The organism is Bacillus sp. LM 4-2, from assembly GCF_000978495.1.
GTDB lineage: Bacteria > Bacillota > Bacilli > Bacillales > Bacillaceae > Bacillus > Bacillus subtilis.
This window is the reverse complement of the sequence record NZ_CP011101.1, coordinates 1,271,018-1,286,883: the sequence shown is the minus strand read 5'-3', so window position 1 is coordinate 1,286,883 and position 15,866 is coordinate 1,271,018. Positions and strand designations below refer to the sequence as shown.

15 protein-coding genes are annotated in these 15,866 nt (G+C 46.3%); 3 read left to right on the top strand and 12 right to left on the bottom strand.

Annotated features, from left to right (window positions below; genetic code table 11):
• Positions 1–65: 65 nt before the first annotated feature.
• The 11 genes from bslm_RS06525 to bslm_RS06475 all read right to left on the bottom strand — a co-directional run bounded on the left by bslm_RS06525 (position 66) and on the right by bslm_RS06475 (position 12,145).
• Complete coding sequence (locus bslm_RS06525) at positions 66–1,067, bottom strand: LacI family DNA-binding transcriptional regulator (protein ID WP_003244946.1); 1,002 nt, start codon at positions 1,065–1,067, stop codon at positions 66–68.
• 87 nt (positions 1,068–1,154) lie between these two features.
• Positions 1,155–2,423, bottom strand: coding sequence for an MFS transporter (locus bslm_RS06520; protein ID WP_003245531.1), 1,269 nt, complete (start codon positions 2,421–2,423; stop codon positions 1,155–1,157).
• A 47-nt stretch (positions 2,424–2,470) separates the two neighbouring features.
• Positions 2,471–3,307 (bottom strand): SDR family oxidoreductase, encoded by an 837-nt coding sequence (locus bslm_RS06515; RefSeq protein ID WP_003245605.1) that lies wholly within the window; start codon positions 3,305–3,307, stop codon positions 2,471–2,473.
• Complete coding sequence (gene uxuA / locus bslm_RS06510) at positions 3,304–4,383, bottom strand: mannonate dehydratase (protein WP_046380952.1); 1,080 nt, start codon at positions 4,381–4,383, stop codon at positions 3,304–3,306. The genes bslm_RS06515 and uxuA overlap by 4 nt, the downstream gene beginning before the upstream one ends.
• A 24-nt stretch (positions 4,384–4,407) precedes the next feature.
• Entirely contained in the window at positions 4,408–5,427 is a 1,020-nt protein-coding gene (locus bslm_RS06505; protein ID WP_003245542.1) for a zinc-binding alcohol dehydrogenase family protein, read from the bottom strand.
• A gap of 5 nt (positions 5,428–5,432) precedes the next feature.
• On the bottom strand, positions 5,433–6,446 hold the full coding sequence (gene allD / locus bslm_RS06500) for an ureidoglycolate dehydrogenase (RefSeq protein ID WP_046380951.1): 1,014 nt from the start codon (positions 6,444–6,446) through the stop codon (positions 5,433–5,435).
• Between the two features lie 104 nt (positions 6,447–6,550).
• Positions 6,551–7,930 (bottom strand): MFS transporter, encoded by a 1,380-nt coding sequence (locus bslm_RS06495; RefSeq protein WP_003245721.1) that lies wholly within the window; start codon positions 7,928–7,930, stop codon positions 6,551–6,553.
• A 67-nt stretch (positions 7,931–7,997) separates the two neighbouring features.
• On the bottom strand, positions 7,998–9,419 hold the full coding sequence (gene uxaC / locus bslm_RS06490; RefSeq protein ID WP_003245001.1) for a glucuronate isomerase: 1,422 nt from the start codon (positions 9,417–9,419) through the stop codon (positions 7,998–8,000).
• Between the two features lie 198 nt (positions 9,420–9,617).
• Positions 9,618–10,796 carry an NAD(P)/FAD-dependent oxidoreductase gene (locus bslm_RS06485; RefSeq protein ID WP_003232765.1) on the bottom strand — a complete coding sequence of 393 codons (1,179 nt, stop codon included), beginning with the start codon at positions 10,794–10,796 and terminating at the stop codon, positions 9,618–9,620.
• 39 nt (positions 10,797–10,835) lie between these two features.
• Positions 10,836–11,258 carry a helical membrane plugin domain-containing protein gene (locus tag bslm_RS06480; RefSeq protein ID WP_003220510.1) on the bottom strand — a complete coding sequence of 141 codons (423 nt, stop codon included), beginning with the start codon at positions 11,256–11,258 and terminating at the stop codon, positions 10,836–10,838.
• Between the two features lie 389 nt (positions 11,259–11,647).
• Positions 11,648–12,145 carry a cupin domain-containing protein gene (locus tag bslm_RS06475; protein ID WP_038427606.1) on the bottom strand — a complete coding sequence of 166 codons (498 nt, stop codon included), beginning with the start codon at positions 12,143–12,145 and terminating at the stop codon, positions 11,648–11,650.
• Between the two features lie 131 nt (positions 12,146–12,276).
• On the opposite strand from bslm_RS06475, the gene bslm_RS06470 reads away from it, so the two are divergent.
• The 3 genes from bslm_RS06470 to bslm_RS06460 all read left to right on the top strand — a co-directional run bounded on the left by bslm_RS06470 (position 12,277) and on the right by bslm_RS06460 (position 14,875).
• A complete protein-coding gene (locus tag bslm_RS06470; protein ID WP_033884360.1) occupies positions 12,277–13,251 on the top strand; it encodes a DMT family transporter in 975 nt (324 codons plus the stop codon).
• Between the two features lie 119 nt (positions 13,252–13,370).
• The gene (locus tag bslm_RS06465; RefSeq protein ID WP_003232774.1) at positions 13,371–14,123 is read left to right on the top strand and encodes an ABC transporter ATP-binding protein; all 753 of its coding nucleotides are present in this window, start codon (positions 13,371–13,373) and stop codon (positions 14,121–14,123) included.
• Positions 14,123–14,875: an ABC transporter permease gene (locus tag bslm_RS06460; RefSeq protein WP_029726247.1), complete on the top strand. Its 753-nt coding sequence runs from the start codon at positions 14,123–14,125 to the stop codon at positions 14,873–14,875. The genes bslm_RS06465 and bslm_RS06460 overlap by 1 nt, the downstream gene beginning before the upstream one ends.
• 45 nt (positions 14,876–14,920) lie before the next feature.
• On the opposite strand, the gene bslm_RS06455 is transcribed toward bslm_RS06460, so the two are convergent.
• Entirely contained in the window at positions 14,921–15,733 is an 813-nt protein-coding gene (locus tag bslm_RS06455) for a uroporphyrinogen-III synthase (protein WP_003245334.1), read from the bottom strand.
• Positions 15,734–15,866 lie beyond the last annotated feature (133 nt).

Sequence of the window (15,866 nt, the reverse complement as noted above, 5' to 3'; positions counted from 1 at the left end):
CCCTCTCACTTTATGCGCACGTTAACATTTTTCTGTATAAAGAATGCCCGCTGAAAAACGGGACATCACGTCGTCAATCGTCTGACTGAATCACGCACCATAAATTCTGTGTTTTCCAAGATTTTTTCTGCTTTTGTTTCGGGCTCGCTGATCAGCGACAAGAGTTTTTGCGCACCGAGCACGCTTATTTTCTCCACTGGGCGCTTTACTGTTGAAAGCCTTGGCGTGATGTACTGTGAAAACCCAATATCATCAAACCCGATCACCGAAATATCATCAGGAACGCGCAGGCCCTTTGCGAATATCGCATTCATCGCTCCGATTGCCATGTCATCATTCGAACAAAAAACAGCGGTTGGAGGATTCGGCAGTGCCAGCAGCCGCTCCATCGCTTGAAAGCCGCTTTCCATATCGTACTGTCCTTTGACACTGTATTCATGCTTGATCGGAATATGATGTTGAATCAGTGCGGATAAGTACCCTTCCTTTCGCTGCTGGGAGGATTTAAAGCCTTCGATCCCCTCGATGATGGCGATGTCTTGATGTCCGGACTGAATGAAGTATTCTACAGCTTCTTGAGAGCCTTCCTTGTCATTGGACAAAATATTCGTGATGGTACGATCATCAATATCACGATTCAGCACGACAAGCGGAATGTTTTTTTCGCGAATATGGTAAATAAAAGAATTATCAATGTCACTTTGGCTCATTAAAATGATGCCGTCATATCTCATCGGTGTAACGGAGTCATAGTTTTTCAGATCATCAATGCCGCGCACATACAGATTGTAATCCTCACTTATGGCTTGATTGACGCCTTTGATAGTGTCTGCAAAGAAGCTGTGTGAGGTTCCGTTTGTAATGCTTGTAAAGAATAGCCCGATCGTATGCGACTTTTGCATCGCCAGACTTTTCGCATTTACATTTGGTGTATAGTTGAGCTGCTCTGCTAGCTCTAATATTTTTTTCTTCGTATGTTCTTTGATGTAAGGGCTGTTGTTGAGTGCTCTGGAAACAGTAGTGTGGGATACGTTTGCGAGTTTTGCGATATCTTTTATGGTTACCATCTAATTCCCTTCCTTATCATACCGGCTGCGATTATTTACTGTATATTGTATCATCAAACATACCGCCTCTCCCACTATATTTCCAGATTAATAAGACACAGGATTCTCAGCTTCTGTTCCCGCTGGCTTACCAATGATTGGACGGACAAAACGAATCACAGCAAGTGAAGCGAAGACAGCCAGCCCACCGGCAAGCAAAAATGCTCCAGAAAACGTGCCTGTTTGGTCAACAATAAATCCGGTTAAAGCCGGGCCGATAATTCCTGCCGTGTTGGCGAGGAAATGCATGAAGCCGCCAACAGAACCGACATTGTTTTGATCAACCACATCTTGAATGACAGCCCAATAGATAGCACCGGTCAAATAAAGAAAGAACACTGACAGAGCGACAAGAGTGACAGCCCCCGCAGTCGTTGCCACAAGCCCGGCAAAACCAATCAGGACAGCTGATGAAAACAAACACGTGACAAGCACAACCTTGCGCGAGAACAGCACACCTTTTCGGGCCGTTTTTTTGTACACATAGTCAGAAACAAATCCCCCCGCAGCCAGCCCGATAAATCCTAAAATCCACGGTATGACCGTGATGACACTCATCGATTCAACACTTAATCCCCGCTCGTCGACAAGATAGCTCGGAAACCATGTCAAAAAGAAGAAGAGGATGTAGTTGTAAGCGAAAAAAGCGAACGCCGTGAACAGGACTGTTTTTTGCTTCAGGTAAAAGGTGAGCGGAATTTTTTCTCCGGGAGACGTTTCTGCTTTTATTGCCGGTGCTTCCTTGATCGTCTCTTGCGGCTTTTCTTTGACAAACTTGAACCAGAGCACTGCCCATATCAATCCAATAATCATAATGAGAACGAAGGATACCTTCCAGCTGAACGCCACTGCGATCATGCCGACTATCGGGCCGGAAATGGCTCCCCCGAGGGGCGTGCCGCTGTTGGTTACACCGATAACGGACGCCCGCTGGGTCGGCGGGAACCAGTTGTTCACCATCTTGTTGATGGTCGCCGAAAGCGGGCCTTCTCCCATTCCGAAGAGAATGCGTATAATCAGCAGGCTGACAAAGCCAAAAGCGAGGGCGACTGCTCCGCTAAACAGCGACCAAACAACCATCGCGACAAACAAGGTCAGCTTTGCCCCATAGCGGTCGGATGCCACGCCCCCAAGAAAATTAAAAATGGCATAACCTATCGAAAAACTGCTGAAAATCAAGCCCATTTGTGTGGCAGACAATGTGAGATCATCCTGAATAAAAGGAGCTGCAATGGAAAGCGCCGAGCGATCCAGGTAATTAATCACCCCTGCCAGGAACAAAAAAAGGATAACGGGAAGCTTATCTTTTGAAAACATCTCAACCTCACCCCTATGTTGGTTCAGTTTCTGTTGCACCGCTTTCGTTACACACCTGAATAAGCCATAAATCCTCCATCGACAGGAACGGTGATCCCAGTGACAAAACCGGAATAGGATTCATCCGCCAGCCAAAGGAGCGTACCGAGCAAATCCTCCGGTTTTCCGAAGCGCTTCATCGGTGTTCCCGCAATAATTTTGTGAGATCGGCTGGTGAACGTTCCGTCTTGGTTGATCAGCAGATCATGATTTTGTTTTGTCAGAAAGAAGCCTGGGGCAATCGCATTGACCCGCAGCCCGGTTTCGGCAAAATGAACAGCCATCCACATCGTAAAATTATTGATGGATGCTTTCGCAGCACTGTATGCCGGAACCTTCGTCATAGGTGAATAAGCACTCATGGAAGAAAGGTTGATGATCGCGGGTGAATCCGCCTTCAGCAGTTCTTTACCAAACACTTGCGAGGCCAGAAACGCACCGGTGAAGTTGGTGGAGAATACAGTTAGAAAGCCCCTCTCATCCATATCAAAAAAGGATTGGCCTTCTCCCGCTTCTTCATATGTCTCCACATCGGTTATCGCGTCAGGATGATTGCCGCCAGCCCCGTTAATTAACAGATCAACAGCGCCAAATTGGCCAAGGATGTCTTCCTTTGCCCGCTCCAGTGACATCCTGTCCAGCACATCCGCAGCAACAGCGCACGCTGTGCCGCCAGCCGCCGTTATCTCCTTCACGACCGCTTGGCCTTTTTCAGCCGTCCGATTCAAAATCGCCACCTTCATGCCATGACGGGCTAGCTCCCGGGCCATCGCAGAGCAAAGCACGCCGCTGCCGCCAGTGATGACAGCCGTTTTACCAGCCAGGTTCTCATGCAGCGGGATCATATGCCCACCTCTTTTTTTGCCATTGCTTCATAAGCGTCCCACAGCCCGTTCAAATACATGATGCCAAGTGCCCGATCGTATAAGCCATATCCCGGGCGGCATTGCTCGCCCCAAAGATGGCGCCCATGATCCGGTCTGACATATCCTTCGTAATCCTGCTTATGCAGTTCTTCCATCACGCCTTGAATGTTGATCGAACCATCCTTTGTTAAATGAGATGTTTCAATAAAATCGCCATTCTCATAAATTTTCACATTGCGAATATGTGAAAATGGAGCGATGCCGGCATACGTTTTAGCGATCTCCACCATGTCGTTAGCGGGATTGGCTCCCATTGAACCTGTACAAAGGGTGATACAATTAGACGGTGAATCTGATATCGCCCGCAGTTTCTTATAGCTTGCCTCTCCTGTGATAATGCGCGGCAGTCCGAAAATCGGCCACGGCGGGTCATCCGGATGAATGGCCATTTGAACACCATAGGCCTCAGCAACAGGAAGAATTTCCTGCAAAAAGAATGATAAATTGTCCCATAGCTTTTCTTCATCGACCGTTCTGTAGGCAGCAAAAAGCTCTTTGATCCGAGCCAATTTTTCGGGCTCCCACCCCGGCAGTGTCATGTCGGATGCTTCCTCCACCGTCCGAATCAGCTCTTGAGGATCAAGGCTTTCCACCTTGGCCTTTTCAAAAAACAGAGCGGTAAATCCATCTTCTAGCGGCCGGAACATGTCCGTGCGTGTCCAATCAAAAACCGGCATAAAATTATAGCAGATCACTTTCACGCCAAATCCGGCAAGGTTGCGGATCGTTTGCTTGTAGTTTTCAATATACCGGCCGCGTTCTTCGTTCCCAAGTTTAATCGCTTCGTGAACATTCACGCTTTCTACAACTTCAGCATGAAAACCATAGGATTGAATATATTCAGTTTCGGCTCTGATTTCTTCTTTTTCCCACACGTCGCCGACGGGCTTTTGATGGAGAGCCCAAACGATGCCTTTGACACCGGGAATTTGCTTCACGTATTCAAGTGTGACTGTATCGTTGCCTCGTCCATACCATCGGAATGTCATATTCATGCTCGCACCTCCGGATTCAGTCATTTAATCAAACGTGATGACGGCTTTCCGCACCTGATCTGGATGCTCCTTAATAAACTGAAATGCATGATGAACGTCATCAACTGAAAATGTATGGGTCACCAGCCCGTTATGCATTAACCGGCCTCCATTCAAAAGCTCTACCACTTTTGGAAACTGATTGGTCTGCAATCGGGATCCGGTTATCGTGACTTCTTTTTTTGTAATTGGCAGCTGAGAAATCTGAGCCGCTCTTTCATCAAATCCAAGCACAACCACATGTCCCGCCGGTGACACAGCCTCAATTGAAAGTGCAAAAGTCTCCGGCAGGCAAACAGCATCAATGACCACGTTTGCTCCTTCATTCCCAGTCCATTCAAGGACCCGCTCGGCAACATGTTCTGCTTGGACATTTACAACAGCATCGGCGCCGTTTTCTTTCGCAAATGCCAGCCGCTCGTTGTTCAAGTCAGTCATCATGACAGCAGCGCCCGCCAGTTTTGCCATTTTTAACACACAGATCCCGATGGGCCCCGCTCCCTGGATCAGGACGGTATCACCTTTTTCCACCTGGCCTCTCCACACTGCCTGGGCGCCTATCGTATAAGGCTCGGCCATGACTGCTTCCTCCCAAGGCAAGTCCTTTGAGACCGCGTGAAGCTGTCTTTCCGGAAGCACAATATATTCCCGCATGCCTCCGTCCTCATGTACGCCAAATACAGAAAGCTTGGCGCAAACATTCGGCCGCCCTTTGCGGCAGGCATAGCACGATCCGCAATAAGAAATCGGCTCAATCACCACATGATCACCGGGTTTTAGGCTCTGTACATTCGCACCAACTGCCTCCACTTGTCCCGTTACCTCGTGTCCGATGACTCTCGGGAGGGTAGCGAGCGGATTCGTTCCATGATAAATGTGCATGTCTGAACCGCAAATGCCGACTCGCTTGACTTTCACGAGCACTTCATCATCCTTTGAAAGAACTGGCTTCTTCACCTCCGCTGTCACCAGATCATACGCTTTTCGCACTTGAACCGCTTTCATTTTACTCACCTGCTTTTTAAGAATTCATACACGCTCCGGGCGATAGAAATTCCGTTTTTCTTATTTCTTTCTTCATGCAGCTGCTCGATCTCGCCGGGCACATACACTCTTTCGAATCCAACAGCCGGCGGTGATTGCTGCAGTTCATCAATCATGGCATCCATCTGCTCTAAAAACGTATCCCAGTCAGTAAAAAAGGATGGATTGATCGCGCAAACGTAATGCCCCAGCTTTCTTTTTTGATCAAGGCCGTTGTACATTTTGGCAATATGAGGGCCAAAAGCCGCGCCCGCCAGCAATCCGGAAAACACATCCACTACAATCGATAGTCCATAGCCTTTCGGGCCCCCGAATGTTGAAAGTGAGACGACCTTGTCAGGATCAGTTACTGCTTCTCCGTTTTCATCGACTCCCCATCCTTCAGGAATTTCTTTGCCCTCTTCACGGGCCTGCAGAATCTTCCCAAAAGCCACTTTGGATGTCGCCATATCTAGGATAAACGGTTTTTTATGCTTAGCCGGAACTCCGTAAGCAATCGGATTTGTCCCTAAAATAGGAGTCCTCCCCCCAAATGGGACAACGATACTGTCTGTATGCGTCATTGCCATTCCGATCAGCTTTTCGTCAGCCGCTTTTTGCACAAAATAGCTTAGCGCTCCGCAATGGCTGCTGTTTACGGCCGTGACCATGCCGACTCCTTTTTTCTTCGCCATGTCAATTGCATGGTCCATCGCCATGTCGCAATTCACATGACCGAAACCATCGTCTCCGTCAAGCACCCCGGTCACAGGCCCCGTCTCTTTAAAAACAGGCTGTGCCCCAGGATTGATCCCTCCCGCTAAAAGCCTGTTCACATAGTGTTCTGTGTGCAGCACGCCATGCGAATGTACATTGCGCAAATCAGCGTGCACGAGAACATCTGCCACTTTTTCAGCATCTCGTTCATTCAAACCGGCACCGGCCAGCTTTTGCCAAACGAGTTCCTTTGCTTCTTCAGCTGCAATTGTTATCGTTTTCAAGCAAGTGCCTCCTTCCTTTTCAGTTTTTTGGGCACTCTCCAAGCGAAACCCCTACAAACACATTTTATTTACAAATTATTTTAAATATTCTTTATATTATATTGTCAGCTCTTTTGATGAAGATCCTGAACGATCTGAGCATGCTGCTGGTCTGTGAGTTTATAAAGAAAGCCGATAATGAACATCGCTAATGCCAAAGCAATGGCCGGATACAGAAGAAGCAGCGCTTTGATGCCAATCAGCGCCTGTGCTGTCTGGACTGCATTCGGCACATAGCCGATAATCCCCAAACCGATCCCCGAGAGAAAGCCAGACAAAGATTGAGCAAGCTTTCTTGAGAAATTGAAAAGTGAATATGTCGTTGCTTCCTTCCGTTCACCGGATTTCCATTCGCCATAGTCGATAATATCGGAGACAAGAGCCCACGTGATGCCATTTGGGATACTGATTCCGATAAAGGCGATACTGGCGAGAATTGTAAACACATAAACGTTAGATGGAAGCATAAAGTTGATCAGATCCGCGGCCACACTGATGCCAAAGCCGATCATTGCCGTTCGTTTCTTTCCAAACATCTTGACGAGCTTTGGAAGGAATACGACGCCCAAAAAGGAAGAACCAATAATGATGAAGTTCATATAAGCCATTAATTCAACATTGCCCAAGTTATATTGTGCGAAATAGACGAGCATGGCGGATTTAATGTTGTATGCGGAAATTGAAAAAATCGTCATCAGGACAAGGGTTAACAGCGGTTTATTTGTAATAAATGTTTTGACGACAGATGAGAGTGTTAATTTTTCTTTGGGTGCTTCCGATATGATAATGCGCTCTTTGCAGTTGCGGTAGCAAATATAAAACCAAAACACACCGAGCGCGGCGAACAAGCCCATGACCACCGGGTAGCCGACCTTCGGATTATCAAACTTGACGAGCAGCGGCATCACGGCCACACTTGTGATAAACAAGGCGCCAAGTGATCCGATTTGGCGGAACGTCGAAATGGAGGTCCGGTCCTCAGAATTTTGAGTCATCGCTGCCCCTAATGAGCCGTACGGAATATTCACAAACGAATAGCCGATGCCCCAAATCATATAGGATGCATATGCATATATCAGTTTTCCGGTCGTTGATACATTGGGAGACAGAAAAATAAGAACAGTAAGCACCGCAAGCACGATGCTGCCGATTAATAGATAAGGCCTGAATTTCCCCCGTTTGCCGATGTTTTTGCGATAATCGATTGATGAGCCGACAATTGGATCTGTTATCGCTGCAAACAGCTTACTGACTAAAAAAATGCCGCCGGCCATCGCAGCGGGGATTCCCGCTACATCAGTGAAATACTTCAATAAATAAATCTGGCCGAGATCAAACATAAAACCGTTGCCAAAATCACCAAAGCCATAGGACATTTTCTCTTTCAATGAAAGCCTTTTTTCCGTTTCGACCGACACAACCTTATTTGCCAGTTCAGTTCGCATGTTCCACCTCTGTGTCTTAAGAATTTTCGGATAGTGATCCGCTCAGCGATACTGAGCGGACACTTTGTTACACGTTTGCTTTCTCTTCTTGAAATTGAAAGTAGTGTTTCGCATTGTCATAGCAAATCCCCTGAACGATGCTTCCCAGAAGCTCCATATCGCGCGGCACTTCGCCGTTTTCCACCCATTCTCCAATCAAATTGCAGACGATCCGCCTGAAATATTCGTGGCGCGTATACGAAAGAAAGCTTCTGGAATCGGTGAGCATGCCGATAAAACGGCTGAAAAGGCCAACATTTGATAACGCTTTCATTTGGTCGAGCATTCCGTCTTTAGTATCGTTAAACCACCAGGCTGTGCCGAATTGTATTTTTCCCGGGGTAATACCGTCCTGAAAACTGTTGATCATGCTGGCGATGACATAGTTATCATTTGGATTCAGTGAATATAAAATCGTTTTCGGCAGCTGGTTCTTCATCTCAACTGAGTTCAGCAGCTTGTATAAAGGCTTAGCAATTTCTTCATCGTTCATTGAATCATACCCTGTATCAGGTCCGAGCCTTTTCATCATTTTTGTATTCGTGTTTCTTAAAGCGTTGATATGAAACTGCATCGCCCAATCGAGCTCCGCATACAAACCGCAAAGAAACTGAAGCGTATATGTCTTAAATTTCTTCTCATCTTCACAAGAAACCTCTGTTCCTTGTAATCTGTCAGAAAAAATCCGTCCAGCTTCTTCTTTTGTTGTTTCGGCAAATACCATTGTATCTATCGCGTGATCAGAAACTCTGCCGCCGGCTGAGTGGAAGAATCGCACTCGTTTTTCCAACGCCTTTAAAAACTCATCATAGGTTGTAATCGATATGGCAGCGGCATCTTCAAGCGCCTGCACCCACTCAGGAAAGCCTTCACGATTGATCTCAAGTCCTTTATCCGGCCGAAATCCAGGCAGCACACTGACAGGAAAGTCTTTGTCTTCTTTTAACAATAAATGGTATTCAAGAGAATCAACAGGGTCATCTGTGGTGCACACGACCTTTACATTTGATTTCACGATTAAATCCCTTGCCCCGAAGCCTTCCCCTTTGAGCAGTTTATTTGTCTGTTTCCATATAGCCGACCCGGACTTCTCGTTTAAAATCTCGTAAATGCCAAAAAAACGCTGCAATTCTAAGTGAGTCCAGTTGTAGAGCGGGTTGCCAATCGCCATCGGCACGGTTTTCGCCCAAGCCATAAATTTCTCCTCATCAGGCGCATCTCCGGTAATGTATGTCTCCTCAATTCCATTGGCTCTCATGATGCGCCATTTATAATGGTCACCATACAGCCAGGCTTCCGTGATGTTTTGAAATGTCTTATTTTCATAGATTTCTTTCGGACTTAAGTGGCAGTGGTAATCAATAATTGGCATGTCTTTCGCATAATTGTGATAGAGGCTGACAGCGGTTTCATTTTTCAATAAAAAGTTTTTGCCCATGAAGGGTTCCATGTCCTCACCGTCTTTCATTCTATTTCAAAAATGTTAACGTTAACATTTTGATTTGTTTTTATTTTACCTTTATATTCCTTTGGGATCAATCTCTTTTTTGAAAATGAAATGTTAACGCTGTCATAAACATAAAAAAAGACATTGCCAGAAAGCACTCGGAAAGGAATGCTTTTGGCAATGCCAGATTCATTAAAAGGATTAGTAAGCCAGGCTGAAAAGTCCTTTAATATGTGTCAAATATCGTACATTACTTGCTTCTTTCATCAAGGAAGCAGGAAGACCTTTAAGCGGTGTAGAATTAGCACCAATGATGGCAACCGCGTCTTTGCGTCCAAGGCTTGCAAGTGTACCAGAGTTTACTGGCTTGAATGTTTCAAGCGTTTTGCCTTCTAGGTAAGCGAATAGGTTGTAACCGATCAGCTCACCCATTTGCCATGCGATTTGTGCAGTTGGCGGGTATGGACGGCCGTCTGGACCGAAGTAAACTGCGCTGTCTCCAGCAACGAATACATCTTCATGAGATGTAGATTGCAGGAAGTCATTTACAGTCGCGCGTCCGCGGTTCACTTCTAGGCCTGATTCACCGACTAATGGGTTACCTTGTACGCCGCCAGTCCAAACAAATGTGTTGGCAACAACTTTAGATCCGTCTTTCAGATCGATTACGTTTCCTTCTACATTTGTAACAGGAAGACCTGTTAAGAACTCAACGCCGCGTTTTTCAAGGCTTGCAGTCGCACGCTCGATAAGATCATCCGGAAGAACAGGAAGGATCTTCGGACCTGCTTCAACAAGTTTCAATTTGATTTCTTTATGGTCTACGCCGTATTTTTTCGCAAGGTTCGGCATGATGTCAGCAAGCTCACCAACAAGCTCAACACCTGTTAAGCCGCCTCCGCCGATAAGGATTGTTGCATCTGCTTCGTTTTTCGTTTTAGAGTACTCGCGCACACGATCTTCAACATGTTGGAAGACTTTGTTCGCATCGGCAGCAGATTTCAATACCATGCTGTTTTCTTCAAGACCTGGGATGCCGAAGTAAGCCGTTACAGAACCAAGACCTACAACAAGCGCATCGTAAGTTAATGTAGAACCGTCAGCAAGCGCAACTTCTTTTTTATCAACAGAGAAAGAGCTTACTTCCGCAATTTTAAGATCAATGTCTTTGCCTTTGAAAAGTTTTTCTAATGGCATTGCAACCGCTTTTTCAGACACGTTGCCTGCAGCAAGGCGGTGTAATTCCGTAATGATTTGGTGAGTTGGGTATTTGTTTACCACTGTCACGCGTGCTTGTTCTTTTGTGTAATGTTTGCGAACTGTTAGAGCAGAAAGAACTCCGCCATAACCAGCGCCTAGAATGACAATATGTTTTGACATCGTATATCCTCCGTCCTTTATATCAATTTGAATCTGAGATTATTTTTGGTTTTCGCGTTCGTTCATGACTTCAAGGTAGCTGTTAGCAAAACGGAACAGCTTTTGAGCTTGAGGATCTTTCAGCATGCGAAGAAGGCCGAAAAGTCCAATTGTTTCGTTGCTTGCTTCCGCGCGGTCTTTTGCTTCGATCGCAGTCGCAGCTACTTCTTTCGCTGTTTCTTTTACAGGCTCGAGAATTTCAGTGATCGCACCGACTGTGTCGCTCTTTAACACTTCGTCAGTCGCTACAGACTGAGCGAAATCATAAGACTTCGTTAAAATATTCACTAACTCAGTCAGCTTCGGAAGCTGGTCAACTAAAACAGTCAATGATTCTTGAACTTCTGGCTTTAATAGCTGATCAATAAGATCTTGCTGGCTTTGGCTGACAGACGCATTTGTTTGATCGATTGTTTCTGGCATATCCAATTCTCCTTTACTATAAGCAGTTTGCTGATTTTTTTGGAAAGGGTAGTGCCTCTCCCTGTCTCACGCTTTTAAGGCATAAGAATAAGGATTGTGAATTCATGCACAATCATTTACAAAAATAAATGTTTACTACCCAGTTTTTCATCTTGCCATATTCAGTATTATTTTTATCTAAAAATAAACAATTGAATAAGTCAAAATCCTTTACTCTCTCTGAAAATAGCAAACACAAAAAACTCCAATTCGATTACCTTCTATATGATAACACTTTTTGAACAAAATTTGAACGTGAATTGCTTCGATTATGAAATTAATTTATATGGAGCTCATGTCATATCGTTTCTGCGACACTAGTTTTTGACAATCCAGCAATTTCCCCCCCTTCACTTTACCCATATTTCCAATAGAGGCTCTCTTTTTCCTGTGATCGGATCATTCGCCGGCAACGCCGCCTGCTTAATCTGTTTGACCGCTTCCTCCCGCTCATTCGGCTTCCCCGTCTTCATATCGTACTGAACGCCACCGGGATAGGCGCCAAGGACAGTAAAATCGGGGCTTGAGCTGAGCTTTTTATGTCCGACTCCGGCTGGAATCACGACTGCGTCGCCTGATTTGAAAGGGATGGCAGCCCCTTTTTCACCCCCAAACTGAATCACAGCCTCTCCCCTAAGGGCAAACAGGACTTCATGCGTATTGCTGTGATAATGATGGTATGGAAAAACACTCCCTGACCAGCTGTTTGACCAGCCATGCCGGATGACGATCCGCTCTGCCAGTCCGGTGTCCTTAAGCGCGTTTTGATACACCACGAGCGGAAAATCAGGGTGATTCGGAATCCTGCCGTCATCCCGAAAGAAGTATGTCTGTGTCTCTTTTTCCATCAATTACACCTCCCTTTTTTGTCTTCCACACATAGCGGTTCGCAAAACATGATGTTTTTCTCATGATTCCATTGATCTGCATGATACCGAATAGTATAGTATAAAAAAATAATGCCAGAATGAGGGATATCATGAAAGCTATCGTTATCGGAATATTGGCTTCACTCTTTTTCGCCGTTACCTTTATATTAAACAGAGCGATGGAGTTATCAGGAGGCAGCTGGCTTTGGAGCTCTTCGCTGCGCTTTATTTTTATGGTGCCGTTTTTATGTTTGATTGTCATCATGAGAGGGACATTCACGCCTCTCTTACTAGAGATGAGGAAAAAGCCGTTTTATTGGATCAAATGGAGCTTCGTCGGCTTCGTGCTTTTTTACGCGCCGATTACATTTGCGGCTGCATACGGTCCGGGTTGGCTCATAGCCGGAACCTGGCAAATAACAATTGTAGCCGGGGTGCTCTTATCTCCTTTGTTTTATGTCAAACAAGATATGCCCGGCGGTCCGCAGCTCGTTCGCCAAAAGATTCCCCTGGTTTCACTTGGCACTTCCGTGATCATCCTGATTGGAGCGGCTCTGATTCAGCTTCAGCATGCAGAATCGCTTTCTGGGAGGATGCTGCTTTTCAGTGTGCTGCCGGTTGTCATTGCGGCTTTTGCCTATCCGTTAGGAAACAGGAGAATGCTCGAAGAATACGGAGGCCGGCTTGATACATTTCAGCGCGTGCTTGGAATGACATTGGCAAGCCTTCCATTCTGGCTTATATTAGCAGCCTACGGCTGGTGGTCAGATGGCCTTCCAACAGCAAGTCAAACCGTTCAATCCTTTATCGTTGCCGTCAGCTCAGGCATCATTGCGACGGTTTTATTTTTCTGGGCTACTGATATGGTAAGAGACAATCCGCAAAAACTCGCAGCTGTTGAAGCCACTCAATCCGGTGAAGTGATTTTCGCGCTGCTTGGTGAAATTGTTCTGCTGTCAGGCGTTTTCCCATCTCTATTATCATTTGCCGGTTTGTTCATTATAATAGCGGGGATGATGTTACATACCTTCGCTTCACAGCCGAGAAAACCGAAAAAGAAAGCACAGTCAAATCTGACTGCGTAGCATCTGCAGGAGAATGGGTGAAAGCCTGTTCTCCTTTATTTGTGCTACCAAAAGGAATCTGTTTCACGTTATAGTTAAATATAATGTCAGCCTACTTATATTGAAAGGTGATTATTGTAATGGAAGCAAACGATCAAACACAAAACATACCAGCCATCTCCTTCAGATCAGTCAGAAAAAGCTATAAACAAGATGGACAAACCTATGATGTGCTGCAGGATGTCACCGGAGACATTCAACAGGGCGCAATCGTAGCCGTTTTAGGTCCTTCCGGCTCAGGCAAAAGCACCCTCCTTTCTATGTGTAATTTAATGAGAACGCCTGACAGCGGCGAAGTCAACATATACGGAAAGGAAGTCAGAGAATGGAATGTCAATGAGCTGAGGCGAACGGCAGCCCTCGCGTTTCAATCGGCTCCCGTGCTCGACGGGACAGTGCGTGACAATTTAAGTCTTGTACAAAGGCTGCATCAATCCCAGCTGTACTCTCCTGAAAAGCTGGCTTCTCTTGCAGGGCTGCCGCCAGAGCTGTTAGACAGAAGCGCCAGAGACTTATCGGGCGGGCAGCGGCAAAGACTGTCACTGGCCAGAACGCTCTCAAATCCTTCCTCCATTCTATTGTTGGACGAAATCACATCGGCCTTGGACCCGGTCTCTGCTCTTGAGATTGAAGAACTGATCAAACGTCAGCATCAAGAGAAAAAATGGACAGTCATGTGGGTCACTCATAATATGGAGCAGGCAAAACGAATAGCCGATACCATTTGGTTTATGGCAGATGGCCGGCTGCTTGAAATCGCTGAAACCGACACATTTTTCTCCGCTCCGCAGCATGAAGCAGCGAAAGAATTTTTGAAGGGAGGGACCCGGTAATGGATTACCTTTCTCTCTCTTTAACGATGATCTTTGTATTGATCGCCTTGTTTTTATCAAAATCCTTTAAAGCCGGGGTAGAAAAAGACATGATCATTGCCACCATCCGGGCCGCGGTGCAGCTGCTTATCATCGGTTATGTTTTGTCGCTGATTTTTCGCGGAGACCACCCTGTTTTTATCCTGCTGATGGTGCTGTTAATGCTCGCGGTGGCGGCACAAAATGTCATCAAGCGAAAGAAAAATACAATCGGTTCGTTTTGGAGAGTGTTTGCCGCGTTAGCAATCGTAGAAATTGTGACGCAGGGAATTCTGCTGTCTCTTCATATCATTCCGCTTACGGCACGATATGTCATTCCGATCAGCGGGATGGTCATCGGAAATTCGATGGTGCTCTCGAGTTTGTTTCTAAACCGGCTTAACTCAGAAGCCGGCGTTCGCAAAGAAGAAATTCAATTAATATTGTCACTTGGCGGCACACCGAAGCAATCCATACAGCGCATTCTTACTTCAGCGATGAAAATGAGTATGATCCCGACGCTCGAAAGCCAGAAAACACTGGGTCTTGTCCAGCTTCCCGGCATGATGACAGGCCAGATTCTAGCCGGCGCGGACCCGATTCAGGCAGTACGCTTTCAACTCTTAATCGTGTTTACAACGATGGCCTCAGCCGCGCTGACTTGTGTAATCTTAAGCGTGCTGACATACCCATCATTATTCACCGTTCATCAGCAGCTGAAGCAGAATGAATGACAGACAAAAGCCGCTTTCCGAGGGAAAAGCGGCTTTTTGTACTTGTTATTCCTTTTCTTCATAATACTTGGCCAGCTCAACAATCATCGCACCCATCCGCTCAATCTCTGGCGCAAGCAGTCTCGTAATGCCCTCTTCCCGCAGTGCTTCAGCAGTCACTTTTCCGACAGCAGCTGCGATGGCGCGTTCTTCGAATACCTTCTTCACTTCATTGATATAACCTCGCCCCTTGGCAAAATCAAACAGGGAACGAACCTGAATGGCCGTTGTAAAACAAACGGCATCGACCTCATCGTTCATCAGCTCTCGGCATAACCGCTCCACCGTTTCCTCCTCCGGCGGGATGTGCTGATAAGGCAGAATCGGCAGGACAGACGCGCCTTTTTCTTCAAGAAATGCCATGAGAGCCGGCGCTTTTTCGCCATGAAGCTGCACCATGACTGTTTTTCCTGAAAAGTCGTGAGGCTCCAAGGAACGGATTAAGCCTCTTGTTGTCCCGTCTTCATCCGAAGCTTCCGGTGTGATTCCAAGCTTTTTCAGCGCAGACAGCGTTTTGTATCCCCGGCATGCCGCTTTCGCTTGGCGAATGGCCTGCAGAAACTCATCTTTCAGTCCAATTTTCTCTGCCATATCGACAAGAGTCTCCAACCCGATGCCTGTCGTGAAAATGACCCAGTCAGCTTTTTCTTCCGCAAACGTCCGCAAATCCGGCTCCACCTGCTTCTCTGCTAAGTAAACTGTACCTTGGAGAGGCCGGATGACAGGTATTCCGCCCTGTTTTTCAATGATTGTACTAATTTCTTCCGTTTTTCGTGAGCCACCGATTGCCACGCGTTTTCCAAGTAACCCTTTTCCCATACCCGTTTCCTCTCCTCTTTGCATAGGCTTTTTATGTATATAAGCTTAATAAAGCTATTTTGGCGCAAACCAAGGGAGAAATCAAGATAAACCCAACCTCCTAAAATCCATTGAATACGCCGGAAGCTTGCTG

Coding starts and splice junctions, on each gene's coding strand:
- bslm_RS06525 (WP_003244946.1), bottom strand. CDS start 1,067: ATGGTAACCATAAAAGATATCGCAAAACTCGCAAACGTATCCCACACT.
- bslm_RS06520 (WP_003245531.1), bottom strand. CDS start 2,423: ATGTTTTCAAAAGATAAGCTTCCCGTTATCCTTTTTTTGTTCCTGGCA.
- bslm_RS06515 (WP_003245605.1), bottom strand. CDS start 3,307: ATGATCCCGCTGCATGAGAACCTGGCTGGTAAAACGGCTGTCATCACT.
- uxuA (WP_046380952.1), bottom strand. CDS start 4,383: ATGAATATGACATTCCGATGGTATGGACGAGGCAACGATACAGTCACA.
- bslm_RS06505 (WP_003245542.1), bottom strand. CDS start 5,427: ATGAAAGCGGTTCAAGTGCGAAAAGCGTATGATCTGGTGACAGCGGAG.
- bslm_RS06495 (WP_003245721.1), bottom strand. CDS start 7,930: ATGCGAACTGAACTGGCAAATAAGGTTGTGTCGGTCGAAACGGAAAAA.
- uxaC (WP_003245001.1), bottom strand. CDS start 9,419: ATGGAACCCTTCATGGGCAAAAACTTTTTATTGAAAAATGAAACCGCT.
- bslm_RS06485 (WP_003232765.1), bottom strand. CDS start 10,796: ATGTCAAAACATATTGTCATTCTAGGCGCTGGTTATGGCGGAGTTCTT.
- bslm_RS06480 (WP_003220510.1), bottom strand. CDS start 11,258: ATGCCAGAAACAATCGATCAAACAAATGCGTCTGTCAGCCAAAGCCAG.
- bslm_RS06475 (WP_038427606.1), bottom strand. CDS start 12,145: ATGGAAAAAGAGACACAGACATACTTCTTTCGGGATGACGGCAGGATT.
- bslm_RS06470 (WP_033884360.1), top strand. CDS start 12,277: ATGAAAGCTATCGTTATCGGAATATTGGCTTCACTCTTTTTCGCCGTT.
- bslm_RS06465 (WP_003232774.1), top strand. CDS start 13,371: ATGGAAGCAAACGATCAAACACAAAACATACCAGCCATCTCCTTCAGA.
- bslm_RS06460 (WP_029726247.1), top strand. CDS start 14,123: ATGGATTACCTTTCTCTCTCTTTAACGATGATCTTTGTATTGATCGCC.
- bslm_RS06455 (WP_003245334.1), bottom strand. CDS start 15,733: ATGGGAAAAGGGTTACTTGGAAAACGCGTGGCAATCGGTGGCTCACGA.